Raw genomic sequence first — 25779 nt, 5'->3', positions numbered from 1 at the left:
GGAACATCGCATGCTCAACATCACGCCGTTCGGCTGGTTCCACACCGCCATCAGTCTCGTCTCGCTGTTCGGTGGCCTCTATGCGCTGCTGCGCTACCACGACATCCGCTATGCGACGCCCCTGGGCAAGGCCTACACCTGGTTCACCGTCGCCACCTGCATCACCAGCTTCTTCCTGATGCGCACCGGCAAGCTCAGCGAAGCGCACGGGCTGACCGTGCTGACCCTGATCGTGCTCGCCGTCGCCGTGCTGCTGGGCCGCAACGCCGTGCTCGGCTCGTGGCGGCATGTGGCGGCCTCGCTCGCGTTCACGCTGACCGTGTACTTCCACTTCATTCCGGGTTTCACCGAGACGCTGACCCGCGTGCCGATCGGCGCACCGCTGGTCTCCGGGCCGCAGGATCCGCTGCTGCAGACGCTGGTGGGCGCGACGTTCCTCCTGTTCCTGGTCGGCATGGTGTTGCAGGTGCGGGCATTGCGACGCGGCCGTCCGCCGCTGCCCCATCCCGCGACCTGAGACGGCGGCACCGCGCCGTGCTGGTGTCGCTGCCGACGCTGGATGCCCTGCTGCAAACCTACGCGCCGCACCTCGGCGCCGACGCCACCGGCTACCGGAACCATACGTACCGGGTGGCGAACTTCTACTGGCGACTCTTGCCCGGTGATACGGAGATGCTGCAGAAGCTCGGCATTGCACTGGCCTTCCATGACCTGGGCATCTGGACGGCCGGCACCTTCGACTACCTGCCGCCATCGCGCCAGTTGGCGCGGGAGCACCTGCAGGTCATCGGCCGGCCCGCATGGCAACCGGAAGTGGACGCGATGATCGACCACCATCACAAGATCACGCCCACGCCAGCGGGCATGCAGGCCAGCGTTGAAGCGTTCCGGCGTGCGGACTGGATCGACGTGAGCCTGGGCACGCTGCGCTTCGGTATGCCCTGGGAATTCGTACGCGAGGTGATGTCCGCCTTCCCCGACGCCGGCTTCCATCGCCGGCTGGCCTCGCTGACGCTGCGGCGCCTGTGGCGGCACCCGCTGTCGCCGCTGCCGATGATGCGATGGTGACCCTGCCCCCCGCTGCCGCACGGGCCGACGGGCGGTCATTGACTTATATAGTTAGGAGTCCTAACTTATTCGCCATGATCGATACTCCCTTCCAACGCAGGCAGGCCACACGCGGTCTGGAACAGCTCGCTTCGCTGGTCCGCGCGCAGTCCTGGCGCCAGGACGGCACACCCTCGCTGCCGCCGACCCAGGCCGCGGTGCTGCGCATGTTGCAGGGTATGCAGGACGGGATGCGGGCGCGCCAGATCGCCGAGCGCTTGGGGATCTCGGCCGCGAGCCTCAGCGACTCGCTGAAGGCGCTGGAAGGCAAGCAGTGGATCCGCCGCACGCCCGATCCCGACGATGCGCGCGCCGCACGCGTGAGGCTGACCTCGGCCGGGTCGCGCATGGCCACGCAGCTGCAGCGCCCCGACCAGGGCATGGGCCCGCTGGTGGAATCACTGGGCGACACGGATCTCGGCGCGCTGCTGCGCGTGACCCAGCTGCTGGTCAACGAAGCGCAGGAACAGGGCCTGGCCACCGGCCTGCGGACCTGCCTGGGCTGCGAATACTTCCGTCCCTTCGCCTCGGGCGAGCGCGATGCACCCCACGTCTGCGCGTTCCTCGACAAGGCGTTCGGCGATGCGGAACTGCGCGTGGACTGCGCGGAACAGCGGCCGGCCGCCGACGAACAACGCCACGGAAGCGTGCTGCGCTTCCGTCAACCGACTCCGCCCTAGGCGGAAAAAGATGGGCGGCGCCCGACTGCCATCGGACGCCGCCCGGTACCTCCCACCCACCCTACGAGAGCAAGCAAGAGGAATTCGATTATGCGCCAGAACACTACCCGACGTTTCGCGTTGGCCGCCGCACTCGCGCTGGCCATCGGCGGCGTGCACGCCCACGACGGCAAGGCCCACACCGGCGGCATCCCGTCCGCGGCCAACAAGGCGGTGACCGCCGATTTCGACATCGTGCACACCAAGATCACCACCGAGAAGAACATCGCGACCTTCCACATGGCCGTGTCCGGCAAGGCGGGCAAGAGCACACCCGCCGCGACCGGCAAACTGGCCGGCAGCGATGTCTTTTCCTACGTGTGGCCGACCACCATCGATCCGTACGAGGTCGGCTTCGAGAAAGGCGCCGGCATCCTTGCGATGGCGGTCACCGCGCATCCCGACTTCGACGACACGCCGCTGTACGACGAGAACGGCGACGGCAAGCTAGACAACGACGGCAACCTCTGGCACAGCCACTGGGTCGTGCTGAAGCCCAACGATGTCTGCGGCCCCGGCGCGCTGGCCGTGGTCGACATCCCCGAAGGCAGCAAGCCGCGTCTGCCGAAGACCTGGCCGGGTTTCCCGATCCTGCTCGACAGCCCCGGCTGGAGCCCCACGCTCAACGCCGAGACGGTGGAAGTGAAGGTGCCGTTCGACGACATCGGCGTGGTCACCGCAGGCAGCTTCGACGGCGTCACCGCCGGCCTGCGCGTCAACGCCAGCGTCCACGCGCCGCTGCTGTGCGTGGTCGACGTGTTCAAGGTCGCCTCCGGCAACCTCAGCCTGCCCGGCAAGCCCAACAAGTAGTCCCGCTCCTTCGCACCGGCCCGCTCTCGGGCCGGTCGCGCCCCACGAGAACATCCCCATGAACGCCATTGATCGCCCGGCGCCACCCTGGCAGGTGGACCGCTGGTTCAACACACCCCACGCCATCACCCTGGACGGCCTGCGCGGCAAGGTCGTGGTGCTGGAGGCCTTCCAGATGCTTTGCCCGGGCTGCGTCTCGCATGGCCTGCCCCAGGCCGCGCGCGTGCATGCCACATTCCCGCGCGAGCAGGTCGCCGTCATCGGCCTGCATACCGTGTTCGAACACCATGCGGCGATGACGCCGGTCGCGCTGGAGGCTTTCCTGCATGAATACCGCATCGGCTTTCCCGTCGGCGTGGACCGGCCCGGTACGCACGGCCCGATCCCGCAGACCATGCAGGCCTATGCCATGCGCGGCACGCCGACGCTGACCCTGATCGACGCGCACGGCCGGATCCGCCACCAGCACTTCGGCCAAGTCAGCGACCTGCTGCTGGGCGCGCAGATCGCCTCGCTGGTGCATGAAGCGCAGGCCATCGCAGCCATGGACGAGACGCAGCGCCAGCGCACTGGAGCCGCCGACTGCGACGCAACCGGCTGCGCGCTGCCTGCGTAATCCCGGTTGGCCGGTCCTTCCCGGTCGCGGCGTTCAATGAGAACAGGGGCTTCACGGCGCGTTCGCGCCGCTCAGGGTTGGATTGCACCATGCACCGCTCGACCGCCCCGTTCCCCTTCCTGCACCGCCTGGCCTTTATGGGTCTGGGCATGGCGCTGGCGCTGGTCGGCGGCTCGCTGTTTCCCTGACGCGGGCGACCTTGGGCCGGCTGTACAGGCGGCCGACGGACGAAGACCCGGATCATGCCGGGCGCTCCATCGAAAGCGGCGCCCGACCCTCATCCGCCCGCGCACGTTTCACGACACGGGATCGCGTGCGATGTCTCGCCCCATCATCATCTCGATGACGCGCGCGGAGCCGCCTTCGTGGAAGCCTGTCTGCGGCGCGAAACCGGGCGGGTTGTGGAACGTGCCGAACAGCAGATCGAATACCGGTAGTTCGGAATAGTTGTACCGGTGTGCGCCGCGCGCATGGTGCCAGGAGTGCATCTCGGGACGCTCGATGAACCACCCCAGCCAGCGTGGCGTGCGCACGTTGGTGTGGGTCAGCATCGCCAGCAGCGTCGCCGCCAGCAGGGCGGACGTGGTGGCCTCGGGGCTCAGGCCGACGACCAGCGTCAGGGCAAGGCTGCCGACCGCCGTCCAGCCCAGCGTGTCGGCCGGACTGAACCAGAAGGTGCTGAACGTATCCAGCCGCTCTGCGCTGTGATGCATCTGGTGGCCGAAGCGCCACAGCACGTCGCTGGCATGCAGCGCCCGGTGCCACGCATACGCGAGCGCCTGATAGACCAGCAGTCCGATCAGCCCGCCCAGCGGCCACGCCAGGTGGCTCAGGTCGAACAGGCGCAGGGGCAGCAGGTACTGTGTCCACAGCATCGGCAGGTAGGACGACAACAGGAAGTAGAACACCGCCGCCAGCAGGCCTCGCGTGCGCCAGCGCGCGATGCGCGGCAACGGGCGGGCGGGGGCGATCGCCTCCCACAGCATCAGCACGGCATACATGCCGAAGAAGGCGAACGACAGCGGATGAAGCAGGAGTTCCAGGGGCGATGGCATGGCGGTGATGGCTCTGTTCTACTACGGGGGAGGCGGCACGATACGGGCCGCCCGCGCCCTGCACCGCAGCCATTTCCGCCGCCAACCTGACATTTCCGTCATGCCGCGCCGCGCACGCCCCAGCATTGCCCTGCTCGCAACCCACGGCGCCGCCGCCTCGGTCCTGTACGGCATGTACGACCTGTTCAATTCCGCGGGACGGGACTGGCCCGCGATGGTCGGGCAGCCGCCGGGCGATTCGGTATTCCGTCCGATCGTGGCGGCGCGCGAGACCATGCCCATGCCCGTCGTCAACGGCATCGTGGTGACTCCGGAAGTCGCCCTGCGCGACCTGCCCGCGCCGGACTTCATCTGCATTCCGGACCTGGCGGTGTACCCCGGCGACATCACCCTGCACGACTACCACCAGGAAGCCACGTGGCTGCGGGAATGCCATGCCCGCGGATCGGTGATCGCGGCCGCCTGCACCGGTGCGCTGCTGCTGGCCGACACTGGCCTGCTGGACGGTCGCGATGCCACCACCCACTGGGCGTACTGCGACGCGATGGCCGAGCGGCATCCCAGCGTGAAGGTCCATCCGCAGCGCGTGGTCGTGACCGCCGGGCCCGACCAGCGGCTGGTCATGGGCGGCGGCGGCTCCAGTTGGCAGGACCTTGCCCTGTACCTCATCGCGCGCGTGGCCGGTATCGAATGCGCCATGCAGACCGCGCGCGTGTTCCTGATCGACTGGCACCAGACCGGCCAGCAGCCCTACGCCAGCCTGGCGCGCACGCGCACCAGCTCGGATACCGCGATCACCCATGCACAGGTCTGGATCGCACAGCACTACGACACGCCCGCACCCGTCGCCGGCATGCTGCAGGCCAGCGGACTGGCCGAGCGCACCTTCGCTCGCCGGTTCCAGCAGGCGACGGGCCTGTCGCCGCTCGAGTACGTGCATACGCTGCGGCTGGAAGAAGCCAAGCAGCATCTTGAAGCCGGCGACGATTCGGTCGAGGCCATCGCCCAGGCCGTGGGCTACGAGGATGCCGCGTACTTCAGCCGTCTGTTCCGGCGCAAGGTCGGCCTTTCGCCCGCACAGTACCGGCGGCGCTTCGGCGGCATGCGGCGCATGCTCCAGCAGGCGGGCGCCCCGCCTGCCGGGTGACGGCGAGACCGCGTGCGCCGCTCACGCGCGTCGCAACGACCAGAATCCGATATCGCGGCGCACGCGATAGCCCAGGTGCTCGTACAGCTGCAGCGCACGCGTGTTCTCGCGACTCACGTGCAGGAACGGCTGCACGCCATGGGCCAGCGTCTGGTTGGTCAGCCAGGCCGTCAGGTGTCGTGCGTAGCCGCGACCGGTGAAGTCAGGATGGGTGCAGATCGCACTCATCTCGCGGCTGTCGGCGCTGCCCAGGCGCTCGCCGATCATCGCGGCGAGCCGGCCGTCCTCATAGATGCCGTAATAGCGCCCCAGCTCCACCGTCCGTGAACGGAAGTAATGCGGGTACACGAGTGCCGTCAGTGCCAGTACCTCGTCGCGCTGCGCCGGGCCAAGCGGCACGATCTCCGGACCGCCCGCCGTCGGCAGCGGCGTGTCGCATACCATCTGCGCCAGCGGACGGAACGCCTGCAGCATCCAGCCCGGAGGCGCTGCGGGCGCTACGCCCAGCAGGTACACCGACTCGGCCGGGGCGACCAAGCGTTCGAGCGCCTCGGCGGGTAGCGCGTCGGGTAACGCGACGCCAAGGAAGGGCGCGAAGTCGGCGGGATAGCGCGCCACGTCGCCCACCCGCAGCGCGATGTCGCGGTGGATCGAATCCAGTGCCGACCAGAACGGGTTGTCGAGCGCGGTATGCATGGTGGTCGCAGCCGGAGGGAGTTCCGATTATCCACACCGGCGTCGGCTCGCACAGCACCGTCGTGCATCGGAACGGCGCGCTCCGTATGCTGCGCGCATGACACCATCTCTCGTCCACCGTTTGCCACGCCGCATCCTCGCGATGCTCGGCCTGCTGCTGCTCGCCGGCTGCGTGACCGCGCCGCCCGCACCGACCCGCCCGCCAGCCGACACCCGCGGCGAGATCGTCCGCAGGATGCCGGCCAAGGTCGCCGACCGCGAGCGCTGGGCGGCCGACATCGAAACCGCGTTCGCCGCGCAGCGGATCGAGCCGAACACCGAGAACATCTGCGCGGTGCTGGCCGTCACCGAACAGGAATCCGGCTACGTGGCGAACCCCGCCGTCGCCAACCTGCCGAAGATCGCACGTGGCGAGATCGACCGCCGCGCCGCCGCCCTGCACGTGCCGACGTTCGTCGTCGACGCCGCGCTGGCATTGCGTTCGTCCGATGGCCGCACGTATGCCGAGCGGCTGCGCACGGTGCGCACCGAGCGCGACCTCAGCGACCTCTACCAGGACATGATCGGCAGCGTGCCGCTGGGCAAGCGCCTGTTCGCCGACTTCAATCCGGTGCAGACCGGCGGGCCGATGCAGGTCGGCATTCCCTTCGCCGAATCGAAGGCCGCGGGATATCCGTATCCGATCGAAGGCAGCATCCGCGACGAGGTGTTCACCCGGCGCGGCGGCCTGTACTTCGGCATCGCCCACCTGTTGGGTTACGAAACGCCGTACACGCGCAAGGTGCATCGCTTCGCCGACTACAACGCCGGCTGGTACGCGAGCCGCAATGCGGCGTTCCAGAGCGCGGTCGGCATCGCCACGGGCACCACGCTCGCGCTCGACGGCGACCTGCTGACCCCGGGCGCGCCGCTGGACAAGCCCGGCCAGACCGAACGCGCCGTGCGACGCTTGGCCGATGCGCTGCGCATGGACGATCGCGCCATCCGTGAGGCGCTGGAGCGCGGCAACCGGCTGGACTTCGGCGATACCGATCTCTACGCACGCGTCTATGCATTGGCCGAAGCGCGTGCGGGCACGCCGTTGCCGCGCGCGTCGATCCCGGGCATCAAGCTGGAAAGCCCGAAGATCACCCGTGAACTCACCACCGCCTGGTTCGCCACGCGCGTGGACGAGCGCTACCGCAACTGCCTGCAGCGCTGAACGACCGTCAACCGCCCAGCCCGCCCCACCCGCGTGCGAACGCCTGCCACGGCTGCGTGCCCGGCACCACGTGCATGAGCACGAAGTTGACCACGAACACCAGCGTGACGAAACGGAACACGCCGCGTCCGCGCGCCGCGCCGCGCTCGCACCACATCAGCACCGCGAGCACCGCGAACGTCGCCGCGTAGCCGGCCCATGAAGGATTGAAAGGGATGCCCTCGGGCAGCAGTGCCAGCATCAGGCGCGCCATCGCCGGATCGATCATCACCAGTGCCGTCGCCACCATGTAGCGTGCATGCAACGCCGGATCGCGGCGATGGCGGATCGCAAGGCCCCAGAACACCGCCAGCATCAGCGAGGCGGCCATGCCCAGGTACAGCAGCATCGCCTGCAAGCCGAACATCTCCGGCGGCGCTGCCGCCATGCGCACCTGAGACAGCCACAGCGCCGTCACCAAAATGCCGGGCATCACGCCATAGGAGAGCTGCCCCACCTGGCGATGCAGCGCCATGCGTCGCGTGCGCACCAGCCACGGCTGCACCAGCAGCATCGCCATCCACGCCAGCATCAGGCCGGCATGCAGGTGGGTGACCGCATCGGCCAGGCCGAGCCGACTGAAATACGTCTTCCAGAATCCTGCGGCCGCCAGCGCCACCAGACTCCACATCCACACGCCGCTGCCAAGGCCCCACAGGCCCGGTCGGCGCGGCACCGCACCCGTTGCAGAAACCGCCATCACGCCACCTTCGTCCAGATCGTGGCAGGTTGAACGCCCCGGTCGGCGGCCACCGGCCAGCCGCTTGTCGAATTCCGCGACGCCCGCTCGTCGCGTTCAGGAAGGCGCCATTCCGGCGCCGCATCCCCCGGAGGATTTCCATGCCGTACATCGATGGTTTCGTCGCCGCCGTGCCTACCGCCAACAAGCAGAAGTTCATCGACCATGCGAACCACGGCGATCCCGTGTTCATCGAACAGGGCGCGACGCGCGTGGTCGAATGCTGGGGCGACGACGTGCCCGACGGCAAGGTCACCGACTTCCGCAAGGCCGTGCAGGCCAAGGACGACGAGTCGGTGGTATTCTCGTGGATAGAATGGCCCGACAAGGCCACGCGCGACGCCGGCATGCAGAAGATGATGGACGACCCGCGCATGTCGCCGGAGAACAATCCGATGCCGTTCGACGGCAAGCGGCTGATCTACGGGGGCTTCGTGCCGACGCTGGAACTCGGCGATGCCGCCACGGCGATGTCCTACGTTGACGGCTTCATCATTGCCGCTCCCTCCACAGGCAAGGCGGCCTTCACCGACTACGCCACCACCTTCGACACCATTTTCATGGGCTATGGCGCCACGCGCATCATCGAGGCGTGGGGCGACGACGTGCCCGATGGCAAGGTCACCGACTTCCGCAAGGCGGTGCAGGCGAAGGGCGACGAAACCCCCGCCTTCTCCTGGGTGGAGTGGCCCGACAAGGCCACGCGCGACGCCGGCATGCAGAAGATGATGGAGGACCCGCGCATGGATCCATCGAACAAGGACAACCCGCCGATGCCCTTCGACGGCCAGCGCATGGTGTTCGGCGGTTTCACCCCGGTGGTCGAGCTGCGCGCCTGACCCCTGCGCGCCGGAGGCCATGCGCGGTGGTCTCCGGCGCCGATGGGAAGACGTGTCTGCATCGTGTCTGCATCGTTCCGGACATCGACGCTCAAGATCCCACGCCACGGACGCTGCGCGTGTCCCCGACGCTCCGCGAAGACCTAGACCACGCGCGTTGCGATACGCACGCGCGTGTACATGCGTTTACGCGCGTCGGACGCGGCGCATGCACAATCATGGCGCATCGCGCACCACGCCTGTGCGCCACGGGAAAACCGTATGGAAACAGCGGTGTTCCGGACATAACGCCGATTACTTTTTCGCCACCGCACGTCGGCGTGTGATCGACGCCTCACTTCACGCACTTCGCCGCCGCCTAAGGTGGACGCGGTAACGCGACGCTGTTGCACAACGGCGTTACGCCGGTTACCGATGTGTTTGGGACAGCGCTTCCTTCATTGCGTCCCGCGCACGAGAAGACCCACCACTTCCAACGCACTATTCAGGGGCGAATCGCATGGGCAAGAGAGAGCAGAAGTACGCACGTGTTTCCCGGACGCCGCTGGCGTCCGCAGTAAGAGCCGCCCTGGTCGTCGCCGCGCTGGCCGGCAGTAGCACCGCGCTCGCACAGACCGCCGAGCCGGCCGCCGCACCGACGCCACCACCCGCTGACCAGGCCACCACGCTGGACACGGTGTCCGTGCTGGGCAGTCGCGGGCAGCCGCGCACGGTATCGTCGTCCGCGGTGCCGATCGACATCATCGGGGCGGAGGAATTCCGCAACCAGGGCGCGACCGATGCGCTCGACCAGCTGCGCGTGCTGGTGCCGTCGTTCAACGTCAGCACCATTCCGATCGATGACGCCGCCAGCCTGGTCCGTCCCGCCAACCTGCGCGGACTGCCGCCGGACAACACGCTGGTGCTGGTCAACGGCAAGCGCTTCCATCGTTCCGCGGTGATCACCTTCCTCGGCCATGGCCTGTCCGACGGCTCGCAAGGCCCCGACCTGTCGGTCTTCCCCTCGCTCGCGCTGGAACAGGTGGAAGTGCTGCGCGATGGCGCGGCGGCGCAATACGGATCGGATGCCATCGCCGGCGTGATCAACTTCGGCCTGAAGAAGATCAGCGAAGGCGGCGCGTTCGAGGCGTTCGCCGGCCAGTATTACGAGGGCGACGGCTTCACGACGCAGTATTCGGCGCAGATCGGCCTGCCGCTGACCGAGCGCGGCTACGCCACCCTGACCGCCGAATGGCGCCAGGCCGACGACACCTCGCGCAGCGTGCAGCGCGACGATGCCGCCGCCGCCATCGCCGCCGGCTATCCCGGCGTGCCGGTACCGGCGCAGATCTGGGGCTCGCCGAAGGTGGACGACGACCTCAAGTTCGTCGCCAACCTGGGCATCACCGGCGACAGCGTCGATGTCTACCTGTTCGGCAACTATGCGCAGCGCGAGGTCGACGGCGGCTTCTACTTCCGCGACCCCACCGCACGTTCGGGCGTCTACTCCAACGACGGCGGCGAAACGCTGCTGATCGGCAACACCACCGGCGTCGGCACCTGCCCGACCATCGCCCTGCGCGATGCCAACGGCAACCTGATCCCGTACAGCACGGTCAGTTCGGCCGTCGCGGCACTGCCCTCGAACTGCTTCACCTTCCTGTCGAGCCTGCCGGGCGGCTTCACCCCGCGCTTCGGCGGCAGCCTGGAAGACATGTCGGTGGTCGGTGGCGTCAAGGGCACCTGGGGCAACGACTGGCACTGGGACGCCAGCGTGACGTACGGCCGCAACGACATCGACTTCACCATCTACAACACCGTCAACGCATCGCTCGGTGCCGCGCAACCGGCCGGCCTGCGCTTCAGTCCCGGCGGCAACACGCAGACCGAGAAGGGCGTGAACTTCGACGTCGGCCGCGATATCGAGACGACCTTCACCGCACAGCCGCTGCGCCTGTCCGCCGGTGCGGAGTGGCGCGAGGAAAGCTTCGAGGTCAAGGCCGGCGACGCCGCCTCCACCGGCATCGGCCCGCTGACCCAGCAGGGCTTCGCGTTGGGCTCCAATGGCTTCAACGGCTTCAGTCCGCGCACCGCCGGCGAGTGGGACCGCAGGAACTGGGCAGTCTACCTGGACATGGAGGCGCAGTTCACCGAGCGGCTGCTGCTGGCCGCGGCCGTGCGCCACGAGGACTTCGACGATTTCGGCAGCACCACCAACGGCAAGCTCACCGCGCGCTTCGACGTCTCCGATACCTTCGCCCTGCGCGGCGCGTACAACACCGGCTTCCGTGCGCCCACCCCCGGCCAAGCCAACATCAGCCAGATCAGCACGGCGTTCAACGGCAGCGTGCTGGAAGACATCGCCACGCTGCCGCCGACCAATCCCATCGCCATCCTGAAGGGCGCGCAGGCATTGACGCCCGAAGAGTCGAAGAACCTCTCGCTGGGCATGGTGTGGAGCAGCGGCGACTGGCTGGTCACGCTGGACGGCTACCGCATCGAGGTGGAGGACCGCATCGCGCTGAGCACCAGCTTCGCGCTGACGGCCGCCGAACGCGATGCGCTGGTGGCGTCGGGCAATCCGGAAGCGGCATCGCTGAATTCGGTGACCTACTTCGGCAACGCGTTCGACACCACCACCACGGGCGTGGACCTGGTGACGAGCGTGGAGACCGACCACTTCGGCGGCACCACGACCTACTCGCTGGCGGCGAACTGGAACAAGACAGAAGTGGACCGCTACGACCCCAACTTCATCAACGATGCCCGCGTCTACAAGATCGAGGAATCGCTGCCGAAGACCAAGGGTTACTTCAGTATCAACCACAAGCGCGAGGTGTTCCACGCCAACCTGCGGATGGGTTACTACGGGTCGTGGTACGAGGACCACCTGGACAGCGGCGCCATCAGCATCGACGACGGCGGCCTGCCTATCTATGAGGACAGCCAGGTGATCGTGGATGCCGAGGTCGGCTGGACCTTCCCCTCGGGCCTGTACGTCAATGTCGGTGCGCAGAACCTGTTCGACGAAACCCCGGACGACAATCCCTGGGGTGCCTCGGTGGCCGGTGCCGCCTATCCGGTGCATTCGCCGTACGGCTTCAACGGCGGCTTCTATTACGCCCGCGTGGGCTGGAAGTTCTGACCGATCGATGGAGGCCGGTGTCCTGCCCGGACGCCGGCTTCCCGATCAACCCGGGGTCGCGCCCTGCGCGACCTCGTCCGACGTCTCCGCGACCCGCGCACACTTCTACGCGTAGCCGGAATGGTGGCGTTAGCGCACGTGCCGCGCCGTTCCCAGCGGACACGTGTCCAGGTCCATCGGTGCCGGCGGCATCTTCAGCCGCGGATCGCGCGAGCTCCGCGCAGATCAGGGTCGGCAGGCTGGCCCGGTAGCCTCTCGCCGCCACCCGTTCCGAGAGCGACAGCACTTGCGTCACTGACACGGCGACTCGCGCCGCGTCCCCTGCTTTTCAGGGACTGGAACAGGCCGGTGCGCAGCGTGCCTGGCGGGACCCGGACGGCGCCACGATGGCCGCACGCCGACTCGTCACGCCAACGCATCGCGCGCTCGGGTAAAACGCTCCCCAGAACCCGCCAGCACAGGAGTCCCCATGTCCCTCCACGACCTGCTCCCCGGCAAACTCGGCTTCGGTACCGCGCCGCTCGGCAACATGTTCCGCGACATCCCCGAAGCGGAGGCCCGCGCCACCGTCGACGCCGCTTGGAACGACGGCATCCGCTACTTCGACAACGCCCCCTTCTATGGCGCCGGCCTGGCGGAAATCCGCATGGGCGAGGCGCTCGCCGACAAGCCGCGCGATGCCTACGTCATCAGCACCAAGGTGGGCCGCCTGGTGCTGGACGAGGTGGAAGACGCCGACGCGCGCGATCTCGGCGAGAAGGGCGACGTGTTCAAGCACGGCCGCCCCAACAAGATCGTCAACGACTACACCTACGATGCCACGCTGCGCTCGATCGAGGACAGCCTGAAGCGCCTGAAGACCGACCGCATCGAGATCGCCTGGGTGCACGACGTGGCCCAGGATTTCTATGGCGATGCCTGGCTGTCGATGTTCGAGCAGGCGCGCACCGGCGCGTTCAGGGCGCTGGACCGGCTGCGCGACGAGGGCGTGATCAAGGCCTGGGGCCTGGGCGTGAACCGCGTCGAGCCGATCGAACTGCTGATGGAGCTGGAAGAACCGCGGCCGGATGGCTTCCTGCTCGCCGGCCGCTATACGCTGCTGGACCATGCGCGTGCGCTGCAGCGCCTGATGCCGACGGCGACCGCGCGCGGCCTGGGCATCGTGGTGGGCGGTCCCTACAGTTCCGGTGCGCTGGTCGGCGGGCCGAACTTCGAGTACGCGCCGGCCACGCCGCAGATCCTCGACAAGGTCGCGCGCATCAAGGCGCTTGCGGACCGTTACGGCACCAGCATGAAGGCTGCCGGCCTGCAGTTCGCGCTGGCGAATCCGGCCGTGGCCGCGGTCATTCCCGGCGCGAGCCGGCCCGAACGCATCGCCGAAGACCGCGCCGCGCTGCAGGAACACGTGCCTGTCGATTTCTGGCACGACCTGCGCCGGGAAAACCTGGTGCATCGCGACGCGCCCTTGCCGGGCCTGGACTGAGGCAGCGCGACGGCGCCGCCTTCATGGCGCAGGCGGCTTGCGTGCCGGGATGCGCCGCCGCGGCGCCTGCGCCTCGCGTTCGTCCATCTCGCGCACGCGGCGGCCGGCCTCGCGGATCAGGTCGGGCAGCAGGTGCGCTTCGGGCAGATGTTTCCAGTACTTCTGCGGCATCTCTTGCCGCATCATCCGCGTATTGAGGCGCGCGGGATTGAAGATGTTGGCGTAGTAGGTCCGCCACAGTGCGTCCTCGGCATCGTCGGCCGGCGCATCGGATCGTTGCGCGCCCTCGCCCGCCCACAGGTCGGTGCCGTCCCATTGCACGCTGCGATAGGGCGTGAGGATCGCCCAGCGCATGCCGGCGAAGCGGCGCATGAAGAACGGCGCGACGCGATCGACGATGTAGTGGTCCGGCTCGAACCAGGCGATGTAGGTATTGTCTTCGCCGTCCACCTGTCGGAAGCGCACGAACGCCTTCATCTTGTGCGTGTCGCGGCGCACCGCTTGCGCCCAGCGCGTGGCGCGGTGCACGTCGGCATCGGTGGCGCGGTCCAGCAACGCGCGCTCGCCGTTGCCGATCCGCCACAGCAACCGGTACAGCAAGGCATGCCGGCCAGCATCGCGATGGCATAGCACGGATCCCGCGAACGCCATGAACTCCGCGGGCACCGACAAACCCTGGCGACGGCCGGGTTGATCCGTGACGGCCGCAGCCGCGAGCAGTTCGCCCTGCGCATCGGCCTGCCATTCGACGGATTCCGGCGGCAGTTCCGCTTCCCAGGCATGACGTGCCTGCGCGCGCCAGGCATCGAGATCCCACCCCGGCGTCACCGTCGCGCGGAACATCCCGTGCCTCAGCCGAACAGGTCCGCCTGACGCGGCGCCGGCGCCAGCTCGCGCCGCAGCCGCTCCGTATCGTCCAGGCGCTGGCGAGGGTGGTGGTCGAGCAGCACGACGAACGGCAGCAGTTTCTGCAGCGGCGCCCGCAGGCGCACCAGATCGGCCACACGCAACCGCCCCTGACGCCGCGAATCGACGATACGCTGCACGTTGCGCGCACCCAGGCCCGGTACGCGCAGCAGCATCTCGCGCGGCGCGGTGTTGAGGTCGACCGGGAACCGGTCGGGATGCCGCAGCGCCCACGCCAGCTTCGGATCGATGTCCAGGTCCAGCATGCCGTCCTGCGACCCGCCCTCGTCGACGATTTCCTTCACGTCGAAGCCGTAGAAGCGCAGCAGCCAGTCGGCCTGGTACAGGCGGTGCTCGCGCTGCAGCGGCGGCGCGCGCAAGGGCAGCTGCGTCGAGGCGTCGGGGATGGGACTGAAGGCCGAGTAGTACACGCGCCGCATGCGGAACTGGCGGTACAGCGCGTCGCTGCTGGTCAGGATGGCGCGGTCGTCGGCGGCATCGGCACCGACGATCATCTGCGTGCTCTGCCCTGCCGGCGCGAACTTCGGCGGGCGCTTGCGCTTGGGCTGCTGGGCTTCCTTCTTCTCCGGCTTGGCCGCCTGGATACGCCAGCTCAGTTCGCCCATCGCATCGCGGATGCCCTGCGCCTGCTTCTGCGGCGCCAGCTGCTTCAGGCCGGCTTCCGTCGGAAGTTCGACATTGATGCTCAGGCGGTCGGCGTAGCGGCCGGCGGCGGCGAGCAGTTCCGGCGAGGCCTCGGGAATGGTCTTCAGGTGGATGTAGCCAGCGAAACGATGGTCCTCGCGCAGGCTGCGCGCGACCTCGACCATCTGCTCCATGGTGTAGTCGCCGTTGCGGATGATGCCGCTGGAGAGGAACAGGCCTTCGATGTAGTTGCGCTTGTAGAACTCCAGCGTCAGCCGCACGACTTCGGCGGTGGCGAAGCGGGCCCGCGGCACGTTGCTGGACACGCGGTTGACGCAGTAGGCGCAGTCGTAGATGCAGAAGTTGGTGAGCAGGATTTTCAGCAACGACACGCACCGCCCATCGGGCGTGTACGAATGGCAGATACCCATGCCCTCGGTACTGCCGATGCCGCCCTTGCCCAGCGAATGCCGCTTGCCCGCGCCACTGGACGCACACGAGGCGTCGTATTTGGCCGCATCGGCGAGGATGGCGAGCTTGTCTTTCAGTTGCATGGGGTCATCTTATCGGGCAGTCGCTCAGACGATGAGACGGACGCGTGAAGCCTTCGCCTGGACCAGCGCCGTTGCGGACATCAGGAAGGCAGGGCTGTCCTGATCGCGGCCGAAGAAAGCCATCGGGGACCCGAGTCTGGATGATCTGTCGAGCTTCTACGCCGACGCCAGCGGTTTGGATTCAGCCATTCCGGAGACCTTCACGACCCCTCCGCTGCCGAGCACAAGCCGGAAAGTCCTCAGGGCGCGCAGCCCGCCAGGGATGCGACGGCATGGGCGACCGCCTCATCTTCCGGCACCACCTCGTCGGGCACGACGGCGTCACCGTACGCCTGCCCCGTCCTGTCGACGAAACGCGCGTCGGTCAACTTGAGGCGTGCTCCGCCAGGCAACGGGTACATGCCGTTGCTGGTACTGACACCGAACGTGGGTTATCCGACGCTGCGCGCCTTCGGACGCCCGCGGAACGCAATCGCCACGGCCTCGCCGGAACTGGCCGTCTTTCCGCCCGTGACCACCACGACAGGGGCCGCGGACAGGTCGGGTATCGACACGCCGGGAGACGCGAGTTTCCACGCGTTCTGTCGGCCATCCCGATCGCGGAAGTAGCCGGGCGTCGCGTGACCCAGCAAGGGATACAAGCCGGACAGCATCGGCCACATGCTGCCACCCCGGTTGCCGCGCAGATCGACGACCCAACCGCAGGACGCCTGCCCCGCGCGGGCGGCAATCAGTCCGGCAAGCTCATTCGCGAACGCCGCGGCCGCCGTCTTTTCGGTCCCGGAGAACGCCGGAACCGACACGATGCCCACGCGCTCGCGCACCTCTACGACTGGCGTGAAAGACGGCTTGCCCTCCGAGGAAAACCGCTGGAAGTCCCGTGGCGGCAGCAGGCCGCTGTGGCGGTCACCCAGTTTGGCGAGCACCTGCCCGATCACCGCATAGGCGGCCTCGGCGGTGTGTACCTGCTCCATCTGCCGCGCGATGTCGGCCTGCTCCTCGTGCCATTCGATGCGTTCGGCATTCAGTGCGTGGGCCCGGATCAACCGGACCGCTTCATCCACGATACGGGTCGGCGGCACCTCGTCGTCGGGGGACGCAGGCGCCACGACCAGACGCAGGGCACGGACCGTCATGCGTCCCTTGCCAACCAACAGCGGGCCAACCAGCAACTTGTCGGCATGGGCGGGGACGTAGATCTCGATCTCGCGCAGCTGCGCGTCCGCATTGCCGGACACCGGCGTTCGCTGGCTGTTGGCGAACGACACCGAACCCGACGCAGCGTCTGCACGCAGCCACAGGCCCGCGCTGCCGGCGACGTCTTTCGTACTGATCATGCCCGACAGGCGGACCCGCTTCTGCCGGTAAGGCGCGGCCTCGATGACGGCAGCCGCCCCACCGAAGCCGCTGGTGTCGCCCGGTGTCGATTGCACCGTGAGCGATGCCCCTGCTTCCGAAAGCGCATCGCCGCCACCCTCGAGCACATAGTGCATACGGTCACCGATGCTCGACCATGGCGGCGCGGCCACTGCGGCCGCGGATGCGGTTATCCCGATCAGTACAACCACGCTACGCATCCACCCCCGCCATCCCTGCGCCTTCATCGCCCGCACTCCTTGCTTCGCTGTGCAGACGCTAGGCGATCAGGGCGATTCCGGCAAGACGCCGGCTCGTGCGCCTACAGCTTGAACAGCGGCTGCAGCTTGCGCGCGAACCACCCGGGGAAGCGCAGCGGCGCGTCGAGGGCCGACACGCAGATGCAGGCGGTACCTGGCACGGTGACCGGCTGGTGTTCGACGTCGCTGTCGAGGTCGGCGACGTCGCCCGGTGCGAAGTGGCCCAGCGCGTCGTGATAGGCGCCGCGCAGGATCTGGGTGAGCTCGGTGCCGCCATGGCTGTGCACGGGCATGCTGCGGCCCGGGCCGATCTTCAACAGCAGCAGCGTGCCGGCCTTGGTGTTGGGCGCGCGGATGCAATGCACGCCGGGTGCCATCCAGCGCCACTTGAGCGCGCGGTAGGAGGCGCCGAAGTAGGGATGCAGCGGCGCGGGCAGGCGGTCGTCGTCCTCGTACGGTGCGCCGCGCGGGAGAGGTGCCGACGCCGGTGCGGGCGCCTCGTCCAGACGGTCGAGGATGGATGCGCGCAAGCTGGCCTGCCGCGCCGGATCGGCGACGACGGGCTGCTGCTGTTCGACCAGTTGGCCGCCGAAGCGCTCGGCCTCGTCTACCCTCGCGCGGCAGTGCGCGCAGGTCTCCAGATGGGTGGCGGCCACGATCGCCACTTCGACCGCCAGCGCGCCGGCGGCGTAGCTGACCACGGTGGAAGGATCGAGATGATGGTGCGGGTTCACGATTGACCTCTTACTTGGCCCTGCAGCCGCAGGAAGGCGCGGCGCAGGTGCGACTTCACGGTGCCCAGCGGCATCTGCAGCTCGTCGGCGATTTCCTGGTGGCTCTTGGCTTCGAAGTACGACATGCGCATCAGCCGCGCCTGCACGGCAGGAAGATCCTCGATGCGGCGCTGCAGGTGGGCATGCTCGGCATGGTCCTCGGCCGAGGTGAACGGCCGCGCCAGTTCCTCGTCGCTCGCCGGGCCGCCGTCCTCCAGGATCTGCACCCAGCCCGGCTCGCGCCGCACGCGGTCGATATGCAGGTTGCGGCCGATGCGGAACAGCCAGGTGGACACCGCGCCCTGCTGCGGGTCGTACATGTCGGCCCGCTGCCACAGCCGCAGCAGCGCTTCCTGCGCCAGTTCCTCGGCCACCGCTTCGGGGCTGCCCAAGCCGCGCAGATACAGGCACAGCCGCGGCATGAAGTGGTCGTAGATACGCATGAAGCTGCCACGGCAGCGCTGCCGGGCGACCGCAAGCATGTCGCCGGTCCAGTCGTGGACGTCGCGCGTGACGGGGATGGGCGTGGACACGGGCCGGGCCGCCCGCAGGGGCGACGGTCTCCTTGTGAGGTCGGTGGGCATGGTAAGCCAGGTCCGGTTGCGGCTCGTGATGGCGGCCTCTACGAAGATGACCGGGCTTCGGATGCAGTGTCCCGCCCGGGTGCCGGCGCATCCGTCCGCGGCCGGGCCGCGTATGCCTGCCGGTCTAAATGAATGCGTCCACGCCATGACCGACCGCACGCCGTCCACCCTGCTCCTGTCGGCCGTCCTGACCCTGGCCAGCCCCCTCGCGCTGGCGAACGCGGACATCCTGCGTCAGGAGGCCACGGCCTACGCACGCAAGAGCGAGGCCGTGGTGTACCGCGAGTCGCACTGGCGGTACCGGCAGGATGGCGCGGCCCGGCGCCTGGTGCTCTACCGCTGCCCGGATGGCCGCGCGTTCGCGCGCAAGACCGTGGTGGAACGTGGCGCCGCGCAAGCCCCGGATTTCGACTTCGAGGATGCCCGCGACGGTTACCGGGAAGGCGTCCGCAGCAGCGAGCGGGGACGCGTGGTGTACGTCAGGGAAACGTCCGATGCCCGCACCCGGGAACAGGTGGTGCCGATGCCGGCAGGCGCGGTGATCGATGCCGGCTTCGACGCCAGCGTGCGCCTGCACTGGGACGCGTTGCGTGCAGGGCGCGACGTGACCCAGCCGTTCCTGCTGCCCAGCCGCTTCGCGTTCGTCCCGGTGAAGCTGGACCCCGGGCCGGTGGTGCGCTGGAACGGTACTCCCGCCCAGCGCATGTCGATGAAGCTGGACCGTTGGTACGGCTTCGTCGCCCCGACCATGCAGCTGACCTACGCCAACGCCGACCAGCGCCTGCTGGAATTCGCCGGCATCGCCACGATCCGCGACAGCAAGGGCCGGCACCAGGATGTGCGCATCGTGTTTCCGCAGCCGGCGGCACCCGCCACGACGCAGGCGCTGCAGGCCGCGTTGGCGACGCCGCTGGTACGCGCATGCGCGGGATGACCGGCCGTCACGCATCCAATGCACGACTTGGTCCGTAGTATGGGTCGACGCAATCGAGACCCCCGTGATGCCGGCAAGCGACTCCCCCACCCCTCCGCCGGCGCGGCGCGGCTTTGCCGCGATTCGCCGCTGGTTCGACACGGAGGACGTACAGGACGATGACGCGCAGGCGGCCCGCATCGACTGGTTGCGGGCCTTGCCCTTCATCGGCATGCACCTGGCCTGCGTGGCGGTGCTGTGGGTGGGCGTGTCGCCCATCGCGCTGATCGTCGCACTGGCGCTGTACGCCGTGCGCATGTTCGCCATCACCGGCTTCTACCATCGCTACTTCTCGCACCGCACCTTCCGCACCTCGCGCGTGCTGCAGTTCGTGTTCGCGCTGATCGGCGCGTCCAGCGTGCAGCGCGGACCGCTGTGGTGGGCCGCCCACCACCGCAACCACCATCGCCACGCCGACACGGCGGCCGACCCGCACTCCCCCGGCGTGCATGGCTTCTGGTGGAGCCATGCGGGCTGGTTCCTCACCCGCGGTGGCTTCCGCACGGACTGGTCGCGCATCCCCGACCTGGCACGCTACCCGGAGCTGCGCTGGCTGGACCGCTACGACACCGTGGTGCCGGTGCTGCTGGCCTCCGCCTTGTTCGGCGTAGGCGCGCTGCTGGAACGCGTGGCCCCGCACCTGGGCACCAGCGGTCCGCAACTGCTGGTGTGGGGCTTCTTCGTGTCGACCGTCGTGCTGTTCCATGCGACGGTCACCATCAATTCGCTGGCCCACCGCTTCGGCCGCCGCCGCTTCGACACGCGCGACGACAGCCGCAACAACCTGTGGCTGGCGCTGCTGACCTTCGGCGAGGGCTGGCACAACAACCACCACTTCTTCCCCGGCACCGCACGCCAGGGCTTCCGCTGGTGGGAGATCGACCTCACCTGGTACGGCCTGCGCGCGATGGCGCTGCTGGGGCTGGTGCGCGACCTCAAGCCGGTGCCCGCGTGGGTGTTGGCCAAGGCGAGGCGCTGAGCATGCGCATCGCGGTCATCGGATCGGGCATCGCCGGACTCGCGTCGGCGTGGTGGCTGTCGCAGCGGCACGAGGTGGTGCTGTTCGAGGCGAACGACTACCTCGGCGGGCACACGCATACGCACACGGTCGAACAGGCGGGGCGCGAGTACCGGATCGACAGCGGTTTCATCGTCTTCAATCCGCACCACTATCCGCTGCTGTGCGGGTTGTTCGACGAACTCGGGGTGGCCTCGCAGTCGACCACGATGAGCTTCGCCGTGCACAGCGAGCGCAGCGGCAGGGAGTACAACGCGACCTCGCTGGACACGTTGTTCTGCCAGCGCCGCAACCTGGTGTCGCCGCGCTTCTGGGGCATGTTGCGCGACCTGGCCCGCTTCTACCGCGAGGCGCCCGCCCTGCTGGAGGGCGACGACACCGGTCCGACGCTGGGCGACTACCTGCAGCAGGGCGGCTACGGTGCCGCATTCCGCGACGAGCATCTGGTGCCGATGGCGTCCGCCCTGTGGTCGTCGCCGCCGCAGGGCATCCTGGCGTTTCCGGCGCGCTATCTGGTGCAGTTCATGGCCAACCACCACATGCTGACGCTGGGCGAGCGCTCGCCGTGGCGCGTGGTGACCGGGGGCTCGGCGACCTACGTGGAGGCCTTGCGGCGCCGGTGGCGCGTGCAGGAGCGCGTGGCCACGCCGGTCAGTGCGGTGCTGCGCCAGGCGGAGCAGGTAGAGGTGGTGACGGCCGCCGGCACAGAGCGCTTCGACCAGGTGGTGATGGCCTGCCACAGCGACGACGCGCTGCGCCTGCTGCACGATGCCGACGGCCGCGAACGCGACATCCTCGGCGCGATCCGCTACCAGTCCAACGACACCGTGCTGCATACCGATGCGCGCCTGCTGCCGCGCCGCCGCAAGGCGTGGGCCGCATGGAACGCGCATGTGCCGCGTGACCCATCGGCGCCGTGTACGGTCAGCTACTGCATGAACCTGCTGCAGGGCATCGCGTCGCCGGAGCCGTTCGTGGTAACGCTCAACCGCAGCGACGCAATCGACCCGGCCCGCATCCTGCGCCGCATGCACTACCGCCATCCCGTCTACGACCACGCCATGGTCGCCGCGCAACACCGCAAGGCGGAGATCCAGGGACAGCGGCGCACGTGGTTCGCCGGCGCCTACTGGGGCTGGGGCTTCCATGAGGACGGGATCCGCAGTGCGCATGAACTGGTGAATGAGTTAGAGGCACGGCATGCGGCGATGTCCTTGCGCGAAGACGCGCTGGTGCTGGCATGAGCGCACCGCTCGCCAGCGCCTTGTACGAAGGCTGGGTGCGCCACCGCCGGCACACGCCGCGGCCGCATGCGTTCCGCTACCGCATGGCGCAGCTGTACCTGGACCTGGACGAACTCGACCGCGTGTTCGACCGGCGCTGGCTGTGGTCGGTGGACCGCCGCAACCTGGCCGAATTCCGCCGCAGCGATTACCTGGCGCCGCACGACCGGCCGCTGGCCGAGGCCGTGCGCGACCGCGTCGAGCGCCAGCTCGGTCATCGCCCGCAGGGGCCCGTGCGCCTGCTCACGCACCTGCGCTACGGCGGCTACGTCTTCAACCCGGTGAGTTTCTACTACTGCTTCCGGCCCGACGGCACCACGCTGGACGCGGTGCTCGCCGAAATCACCAACACGCCCTGGCGCGAACGCCACAGCTACGTCTTGCCGGTACGCGATGGCGTGCCGCAGGGCGACGGCTGGGAATGGGGGTTCGACAAGGCCTTCCACGTGTCGCCGTTCCTGCCGATGGACTGCGCTTACCGCTGGCGTTTCGGCACGCCCGACGAGGCGCTGCGTGTGCACATGCAGGTGGATCGCGAGGGACAGCGCGCCTTCGACGCCACGCTGACGCTGCTCAGACGACCCTTGGATGGCGCGTCGCTGGCACGCGTGCTGTGGCGCTATCCGTTGATGACCGCGCAGGTGATCGGCGGCATCCACTGGCAGGCGCTGCGCCTCTGGCTGAAGCGGACACCCGTACACGACCACTCCCCCCTTGCCCGCGAGACCCCATGAACCAGATCGTCGACATTTCCACTGCACCGTCCTACGGCGCGCTCGACCGACTGCTGCGCTCGCAGCTGCTGGCGCGCCTGGATGCGCTGGACCATGGCGTCCTGGTGGTCAGTGATGCGCTGGGCGAGCACCGGTTCGGCAAGTCCGGCGACGGAGCGCTGCCGACCGTCCACCTGTGGATCGACGAGCCGGCGTTCTACCGCGCCGTGGCCGCGCAGGGCAGCGTTGGCGCCGGCGAGGCCTACATCGCCGGTCACTGGCGCTGTGACGACCTGGTCGGCCTGGTACGCCTGCTGGTACGCAACCGTGCCCTGTTGGACGGCATGGAGACCGGCCTGGCGCGGCTGGGTGGCTGGGCGTTGCGCAGCTGGCATGCATTGCGCCGCAATACGCGTGAAGGCAGCCGGCGCAACATCGCCGCGCACTACGATCTGGGCAACGACTTCTTCGCCCTGTTCCTGTCGCCGGACCTGATGTATTCGTCGGCGATGTTCGCCTCGCCGGACGACGACCTGGACACCGCCTCGTACCGCAAGCTGGACGCGGTCTGCCGCAAGCTGGGGCTGTCGCCGGGCGATCGGGTGGTCGAGATCGGTACCGGCTGGGGCGGGTTCGCCCTGCACGCGGCGCGCCATTACGGCGCCCACGTCACCACCACCACGATCTCGCGCGAGCAGCATGCGCTGGCCAGCGCACGCGTGGCCGCCGCCGGCCTGGAGGACCGGGTGACCTTGCTGCTGCAGGACTACCGCGATCTGCAGGGCACGTACGACAAGCTGGTCTCGATCGAGATGATCGAGGCGATCGGCGCGCGGTACCTGGAGACGTTCTTCGGCAAGCTCGGCACGCTGCTGCGTCCGGGCGGACAGGCGCTGCTGCAGGCCATCACCATCGAGGACCACCGCTATGTGCAGGCGCGCGATGCGGTGGACTACATCAAGCGCTTCGTCTTCCCGGGCAGCTTCATTCCCTCGCTCAACGCCATGTACGCCGCCAAGACCCGCGCCAGCGATCTGCAGGTGGTGCACCAGGAAGACTTCGGCCTGTCGTACGCGTACACGCTGCGCGCGTGGCGGCGCCGCTTCATGACCCGCCTGCCCGAGGTGCGCGCACAGGGGTTCGACGAGCGCTTCATCCGCCTGTGGGAGTTCTATCTGGCTTACTGCGAAGGCGGCTTCCTCGAGCGATCCATCGGCGTATCGCACCTGCTGATGGCGCGTCCCGGCCACCCGGAGGCCGCATGAGCGCGCTGCATTCGCTCGGCCTGGTCGCCGTGCTCGCCGCCGCAGTGATGACGCTCGGCTGGTGGTGGCAGCGACGCCACGACAATGCCGGCATCGTCGACGTGCTGTGGTCGGCCTGCGTCGGTGGCAGTGCGGTGCTGCTGGCGGCGCTGGGCGACGGCGCATGGCAGGCGCGGGCGACGCTGGCGGTGCTCGGCGGCGTGTGGGGTGCACGATTGGCCCTGCACCTTTGGCATCGCGTACGCAGCGAGCCGGAAGATGGCCGCTACCGCTACCTGCGCGAGCATTGGCAGGGGCACCAGGGCAAGTTCTTCCTGTTCTTCATGGCGCAGGCGCTGCTGGTGGTGCTATTCGCCCTGCCCTTCGCTGCGGTCGCGCGCAGCCCGGTGGACACGGCGTGGCCGTGGATCGTATTGGCGGTGGCGATCTGGATCGGCAGCGTCGCCGGCGAAGCGATCGCCGACGCCCAACTGGCGCGCTTCCGCGCCAACCCGGCCAACCGCGGCAAGACCTGCCGTGACGGGTTGTGGCGCTATTCGCGCCATCCCAACTACTTCTTCGAGTGGCTGCACTGGTTCGCGTACATCGCGCTCGCGGTCGGCTCGCCCTGGGCGTGGCTGTCGTGGTGCGGACCGGTGGTGATGTACGTGTTCCTGCGCTGGATCAGCGGCATCCCCTATACCGAGGCGCAGGCCCTGCGCACGCGCGGCGAGGAGTACCGCGAGTACCAGCGCACCACGCCGATGCTGTTCCCCTGGTTTCCCAAACCCGCCACCAAGGAGGCGACACGATGAACGCAATGGTGGACGAACTGGCGGCCGATCGCGCCGCTCCCGGCCTGCTCGGCCTGGCCGAACGCGGCCTGTTGCCCGATGCGGCGATCCGCGCCGGCATCCGCCAGTTGTGCGCGCAGCGCCTGCGCGACGAGAGCGTGGGCGGCCAGGAAGCGCAGTCGGCCCTGCTCGCGCATCGGCTGCGTGCGCTAAAGCAGGGCGCGCTGGCGGTGCACACGGACGCGGCCAACCGCCAGCACTACGAACTGCCGGCGGACTTCTTCCGCCACTGCCTCGGCCATCGGCTGAAGTACAGCAGTTGCTACTACCCGACCGGCGACGAGACGCTGGACCAGGCCGAAGAGGCGATGCTGGCGCTGTACGGCGAACGCGCCGCGCTGGCCGACGGCCAGGACATCCTGGAACTGGGCTGCGGCTGGGGCTCGCTGACCCTGTGGATGGCCGAGCGTTATCCGAACGCGCGCATCACCGCCGTGTCCAACTCGCACTCGCAGCGCCAGTTCATCGAGGCGCGCTGCAACGAACGCGGCCTGGGCAACGTGCGCGCCATCACCTGCGACGTCAACCAGCTGCAGCTGGAACAGCAGGCCTTCGACCGCTGCGTGTCGGTGGAGATGTTCGAGCATGTCAGCAACCACGCCGCGCTGATGCGGCGCATCCACGACGCGCTGCGGCCGGGCGGCGCGCTGTTCGTGCACATCTTCGTGCATCGCCACCTGATGTATCCGTTCGAGACGCAGGGTGAGGACAACTGGATGGGCCGGCATTTCTTCACCGGCGGCATGATGCCGTCGGCCGACCTGCTGCTGTTCTTCCAGGACCACCTGCACCTGCAGGAGCGCTGGCTGCTGGATGGCACGCACTACCAGCGCACCGCCAACCACTGGCTGGCCCTGCACGATGCCAACCGCGACGCGGTGATGGCCGTGCTGCGCGAGGCCTACGGCGATGCCGCCGCGCTGTGGAACCAGCGCTGGCGCATGTTCTGGATGGCCTGCGCCGAACTGTTCGGCTATCGCAACGGCCAGGAATGGCTGGTGGCGCATTACCGCTTCCAGCGTCCGGCCCGGGAGCACTGAC

At 68.5% G+C, this 25779-nt stretch carries 25 protein-coding genes and 2 pseudogenes; 18 read left to right on the top strand and 9 right to left on the bottom strand.

The window, feature by feature from the left end; genetic code table 11:
• Nucleotides 1-10 precede the first annotated feature (10 nt).
• The 5 genes from ASD77_RS11045 (at nucleotide 11) to ASD77_RS11025 (ending at nucleotide 3252) form a co-directional block, all read left to right on the top strand.
• Complete coding sequence (locus tag ASD77_RS11045) at nucleotides 11-517, top strand: hypothetical protein (RefSeq protein ID WP_055941499.1); 507 nt, start codon at nucleotides 11-13, stop codon at nucleotides 515-517.
• A gap of 17 nt (nucleotides 518-534) precedes the next feature.
• A complete protein-coding gene (locus ASD77_RS11040) occupies nucleotides 535-1068 on the top strand; it encodes a hypothetical protein (protein ID WP_055941497.1) in 534 nt (177 codons plus the stop codon).
• A gap of 74 nt (nucleotides 1069-1142) precedes the next feature.
• Complete coding sequence (locus ASD77_RS11035) at nucleotides 1143-1787, top strand: MarR family transcriptional regulator (RefSeq protein ID WP_055941495.1); 645 nt, start codon at nucleotides 1143-1145, stop codon at nucleotides 1785-1787.
• Between the two features lie 90 nt (nucleotides 1788-1877).
• Nucleotides 1878-2636 carry a hypothetical protein gene (locus tag ASD77_RS11030; RefSeq protein ID WP_055941493.1) on the top strand — a complete coding sequence of 253 codons (759 nt, stop codon included), beginning with the start codon at nucleotides 1878-1880 and terminating at the stop codon, nucleotides 2634-2636.
• 58 nt (nucleotides 2637-2694) lie between these two features.
• Nucleotides 2695-3252, top strand: coding sequence for a redoxin domain-containing protein (locus ASD77_RS11025; protein WP_055941491.1), 558 nt, complete (start codon nucleotides 2695-2697; stop codon nucleotides 3250-3252).
• Between the two features lie 296 nt (nucleotides 3253-3548).
• Here ASD77_RS11025 and ASD77_RS11020 read toward each other — a convergent pair whose 3' ends face one another.
• A complete protein-coding gene (locus ASD77_RS11020) occupies nucleotides 3549-4307 on the bottom strand; it encodes a sterol desaturase family protein (RefSeq protein WP_055941488.1) in 759 nt (252 codons plus the stop codon).
• On the opposite strand from ASD77_RS11020, the gene ASD77_RS11015 reads away from it, so the two are divergent.
• Nucleotides 4306-5454, top strand: a complete 1149-nt coding sequence (locus ASD77_RS11015; protein WP_200947391.1) for a helix-turn-helix domain-containing protein — start codon at nucleotides 4306-4308, stop codon at nucleotides 5452-5454. The two genes, ASD77_RS11020 and ASD77_RS11015, sit on opposite strands and share 2 nt — an antisense overlap.
• Nucleotides 5455-5475: 21 nt before the next feature.
• Here ASD77_RS11015 and ASD77_RS11010 read toward each other — a convergent pair whose 3' ends face one another.
• Nucleotides 5476-6150, bottom strand: coding sequence for a GNAT family N-acetyltransferase (locus ASD77_RS11010; RefSeq protein WP_055941485.1), 675 nt, complete (start codon nucleotides 6148-6150; stop codon nucleotides 5476-5478).
• Nucleotides 6151-6247: 97 nt separating this feature from the next.
• Here ASD77_RS11010 and ASD77_RS11005 point away from each other — a divergent pair, with 97 nt between their 5' ends.
• Nucleotides 6248-7351, top strand: a complete 1104-nt coding sequence (locus ASD77_RS11005; RefSeq protein ID WP_055941484.1) for a DUF1615 domain-containing protein — start codon at nucleotides 6248-6250, stop codon at nucleotides 7349-7351.
• A gap of 7 nt (nucleotides 7352-7358) precedes the next feature.
• Here ASD77_RS11005 and ASD77_RS11000 read toward each other — a convergent pair whose 3' ends face one another.
• Complete coding sequence (locus ASD77_RS11000; protein ID WP_156383601.1) at nucleotides 7359-8090, bottom strand: hypothetical protein; 732 nt, start codon at nucleotides 8088-8090, stop codon at nucleotides 7359-7361.
• A gap of 140 nt (nucleotides 8091-8230) precedes the next feature.
• Here ASD77_RS11000 and ASD77_RS18385 point away from each other — a divergent pair.
• From ASD77_RS18385 to ASD77_RS10985, 4 genes and pseudogenes are all read left to right on the top strand, one after another.
• Nucleotides 8231-8593: pseudogene (locus ASD77_RS18385) on the top strand (DUF1428 domain-containing protein); the annotation flags it as partial.
• A 6-nt stretch (nucleotides 8594-8599) separates the two neighbouring features.
• Complete coding sequence (locus ASD77_RS18380) at nucleotides 8600-8968, top strand: DUF1428 domain-containing protein (protein ID WP_200947406.1); 369 nt, start codon at nucleotides 8600-8602, stop codon at nucleotides 8966-8968.
• Nucleotides 8969-9467: 499 nt separating this feature from the next.
• Nucleotides 9468-12092 carry a TonB-dependent receptor gene (locus ASD77_RS10990; protein ID WP_055941478.1) on the top strand — a complete coding sequence of 875 codons (2625 nt, stop codon included), beginning with the start codon at nucleotides 9468-9470 and terminating at the stop codon, nucleotides 12090-12092.
• A gap of 469 nt (nucleotides 12093-12561) precedes the next feature.
• Nucleotides 12562-13575 (top strand): aldo/keto reductase, encoded by a 1014-nt coding sequence (locus ASD77_RS10985; protein ID WP_055941476.1) that lies wholly within the window; start codon nucleotides 12562-12564, stop codon nucleotides 13573-13575.
• Nucleotides 13576-13617: 42 nt separating this feature from the next.
• On the opposite strand, the pseudogene ASD77_RS10980 reads toward ASD77_RS10985, so the two are convergent.
• From ASD77_RS10980 to ASD77_RS10960, 6 genes and pseudogenes are all read right to left on the bottom strand, one after another.
• Nucleotides 13618-14418, bottom strand: a pseudogene (locus tag ASD77_RS10980) (TIGR03915 family putative DNA repair protein); the annotation flags it as partial.
• A gap of 8 nt (nucleotides 14419-14426) precedes the next feature.
• Nucleotides 14427-15680 carry a putative DNA modification/repair radical SAM protein gene (locus ASD77_RS10975; RefSeq protein ID WP_055941473.1) on the bottom strand — a complete coding sequence of 418 codons (1254 nt, stop codon included), beginning with the start codon at nucleotides 15678-15680 and terminating at the stop codon, nucleotides 14427-14429.
• Between the two features lie 239 nt (nucleotides 15681-15919).
• Nucleotides 15920-16048, bottom strand: a complete 129-nt coding sequence (locus ASD77_RS18625) for a hypothetical protein (RefSeq protein ID WP_268793378.1) — start codon at nucleotides 16046-16048, stop codon at nucleotides 15920-15922.
• Nucleotides 16049-16111: 63 nt separating this feature from the next.
• Nucleotides 16112-17284 (bottom strand): S41 family peptidase, encoded by a 1173-nt coding sequence (locus tag ASD77_RS10970; protein ID WP_082563255.1) that lies wholly within the window; start codon nucleotides 17282-17284, stop codon nucleotides 16112-16114.
• 74 nt (nucleotides 17285-17358) lie between these two features.
• On the bottom strand, nucleotides 17359-18030 hold the full coding sequence (locus ASD77_RS10965) for a ChrR family anti-sigma-E factor (RefSeq protein ID WP_055941469.1): 672 nt from the start codon (nucleotides 18028-18030) through the stop codon (nucleotides 17359-17361).
• On the bottom strand, nucleotides 18027-18551 hold the full coding sequence (locus tag ASD77_RS10960) for a sigma-70 family RNA polymerase sigma factor (RefSeq protein WP_235578548.1): 525 nt from the start codon (nucleotides 18549-18551) through the stop codon (nucleotides 18027-18029). Before ASD77_RS10960 ends, ASD77_RS10965 begins: the two co-directional genes overlap by 4 nt.
• A 247-nt stretch (nucleotides 18552-18798) precedes the next feature.
• Here ASD77_RS10960 and ASD77_RS10955 point away from each other — a divergent pair, with 247 nt between their 5' ends.
• From ASD77_RS10955 to ASD77_RS10925, 7 genes are all read left to right on the top strand, one after another.
• Complete coding sequence (locus ASD77_RS10955) at nucleotides 18799-19587, top strand: hypothetical protein (protein ID WP_055941465.1); 789 nt, start codon at nucleotides 18799-18801, stop codon at nucleotides 19585-19587.
• A gap of 67 nt (nucleotides 19588-19654) precedes the next feature.
• Entirely contained in the window at nucleotides 19655-20605 is a 951-nt protein-coding gene (locus ASD77_RS10950; protein WP_055941463.1) for an acyl-CoA desaturase, read from the top strand.
• A 2-nt stretch (nucleotides 20606-20607) separates the two neighbouring features.
• The gene (locus tag ASD77_RS10945; protein WP_055941460.1) at nucleotides 20608-21888 is read left to right on the top strand and encodes an FAD-dependent oxidoreductase; all 1281 of its coding nucleotides are present in this window, start codon (nucleotides 20608-20610) and stop codon (nucleotides 21886-21888) included.
• Nucleotides 21885-22661: a DUF1365 domain-containing protein gene (locus ASD77_RS10940; protein ID WP_055941458.1), complete on the top strand. Its 777-nt coding sequence runs from the start codon at nucleotides 21885-21887 to the stop codon at nucleotides 22659-22661. The genes ASD77_RS10945 and ASD77_RS10940 overlap by 4 nt, the downstream gene beginning before the upstream one ends.
• A complete protein-coding gene (locus tag ASD77_RS10935) occupies nucleotides 22658-23905 on the top strand; it encodes a cyclopropane-fatty-acyl-phospholipid synthase family protein (RefSeq protein WP_055941456.1) in 1248 nt (415 codons plus the stop codon). The genes ASD77_RS10940 and ASD77_RS10935 overlap by 4 nt, the downstream gene beginning before the upstream one ends.
• Entirely contained in the window at nucleotides 23902-24699 is a 798-nt protein-coding gene (locus ASD77_RS10930) for a DUF1295 domain-containing protein (protein WP_156383600.1), read from the top strand. Before ASD77_RS10935 ends, ASD77_RS10930 begins: the two co-directional genes overlap by 4 nt.
• Nucleotides 24696-25778, top strand: coding sequence for a cyclopropane-fatty-acyl-phospholipid synthase family protein (locus ASD77_RS10925; RefSeq protein WP_055941454.1), 1083 nt, complete (start codon nucleotides 24696-24698; stop codon nucleotides 25776-25778). Before ASD77_RS10930 ends, ASD77_RS10925 begins: the two co-directional genes overlap by 4 nt.
• Nucleotide 25779 lies beyond the last annotated feature (1 nt).

This window comes from Pseudoxanthomonas sp. Root65 (assembly GCF_001427635.1).
Classification (GTDB): Bacteria; Pseudomonadota; Gammaproteobacteria; order Xanthomonadales; family Xanthomonadaceae; genus Pseudoxanthomonas_A.
This window is presented reverse-complemented; position numbering and strand designations above follow the sequence as displayed.

What these genes read in the sequence shown, in the direction of transcription:
- ASD77_RS11045 (WP_055941499.1), top strand. Translation starts at nt 11, where the DNA reads ATGCTCAACATCACGCCGTTCGGCTGGTTCCACACCGCCATCAGTCTC.
- ASD77_RS11035 (WP_055941495.1), top strand. Translation starts at nt 1,143, where the DNA reads ATGATCGATACTCCCTTCCAACGCAGGCAGGCCACACGCGGTCTGGAA.
- ASD77_RS11030 (WP_055941493.1), top strand. Translation starts at nt 1,878, where the DNA reads ATGCGCCAGAACACTACCCGACGTTTCGCGTTGGCCGCCGCACTCGCG.
- ASD77_RS11025 (WP_055941491.1), top strand. Translation starts at nt 2,695, where the DNA reads ATGAACGCCATTGATCGCCCGGCGCCACCCTGGCAGGTGGACCGCTGG.
- ASD77_RS11015 (WP_200947391.1), top strand. Translation starts at nt 4,306, where the DNA reads ATGGCGGTGATGGCTCTGTTCTACTACGGGGGAGGCGGCACGATACGG.
- ASD77_RS11020 (WP_055941488.1), bottom strand. Translation starts at nt 4,307, where the DNA reads ATGCCATCGCCCCTGGAACTCCTGCTTCATCCGCTGTCGTTCGCCTTC.
- ASD77_RS11010 (WP_055941485.1), bottom strand. Translation starts at nt 6,150, where the DNA reads ATGCATACCGCGCTCGACAACCCGTTCTGGTCGGCACTGGATTCGATC.
- ASD77_RS11005 (WP_055941484.1), top strand. Translation starts at nt 6,248, where the DNA reads ATGACACCATCTCTCGTCCACCGTTTGCCACGCCGCATCCTCGCGATG.
- ASD77_RS11000 (WP_156383601.1), bottom strand. Translation starts at nt 8,090, where the DNA reads ATGGCGGTTTCTGCAACGGGTGCGGTGCCGCGCCGACCGGGCCTGTGG.
- ASD77_RS18380 (WP_200947406.1), top strand. Translation starts at nt 8,600, where the DNA reads ATGTCCTACGTTGACGGCTTCATCATTGCCGCTCCCTCCACAGGCAAG.
- ASD77_RS10990 (WP_055941478.1), top strand. Translation starts at nt 9,468, where the DNA reads ATGGGCAAGAGAGAGCAGAAGTACGCACGTGTTTCCCGGACGCCGCTG.
- ASD77_RS10985 (WP_055941476.1), top strand. Translation starts at nt 12,562, where the DNA reads ATGTCCCTCCACGACCTGCTCCCCGGCAAACTCGGCTTCGGTACCGCG.
- ASD77_RS10975 (WP_055941473.1), bottom strand. Translation starts at nt 15,680, where the DNA reads ATGCAACTGAAAGACAAGCTCGCCATCCTCGCCGATGCGGCCAAATAC.
- ASD77_RS10970 (WP_082563255.1), bottom strand. Translation starts at nt 17,284, where the DNA reads ATGAAGGCGCAGGGATGGCGGGGGTGGATGCGTAGCGTGGTTGTACTG.
- ASD77_RS10960 (WP_235578548.1), bottom strand. Translation starts at nt 18,551, where the DNA reads ATGCTTGCGGTCGCCCGGCAGCGCTGCCGTGGCAGCTTCATGCGTATC.
- ASD77_RS10955 (WP_055941465.1), top strand. Translation starts at nt 18,799, where the DNA reads ATGACCGACCGCACGCCGTCCACCCTGCTCCTGTCGGCCGTCCTGACC.
- ASD77_RS10950 (WP_055941463.1), top strand. Translation starts at nt 19,655, where the DNA reads ATGCCGGCAAGCGACTCCCCCACCCCTCCGCCGGCGCGGCGCGGCTTT.
- ASD77_RS10945 (WP_055941460.1), top strand. Translation starts at nt 20,608, where the DNA reads ATGCGCATCGCGGTCATCGGATCGGGCATCGCCGGACTCGCGTCGGCG.
- ASD77_RS10940 (WP_055941458.1), top strand. Translation starts at nt 21,885, where the DNA reads ATGAGCGCACCGCTCGCCAGCGCCTTGTACGAAGGCTGGGTGCGCCAC.
- ASD77_RS10935 (WP_055941456.1), top strand. Translation starts at nt 22,658, where the DNA reads ATGAACCAGATCGTCGACATTTCCACTGCACCGTCCTACGGCGCGCTC.
- ASD77_RS10930 (WP_156383600.1), top strand. Translation starts at nt 23,902, where the DNA reads ATGAGCGCGCTGCATTCGCTCGGCCTGGTCGCCGTGCTCGCCGCCGCA.
- ASD77_RS10925 (WP_055941454.1), top strand. Translation starts at nt 24,696, where the DNA reads ATGAACGCAATGGTGGACGAACTGGCGGCCGATCGCGCCGCTCCCGGC.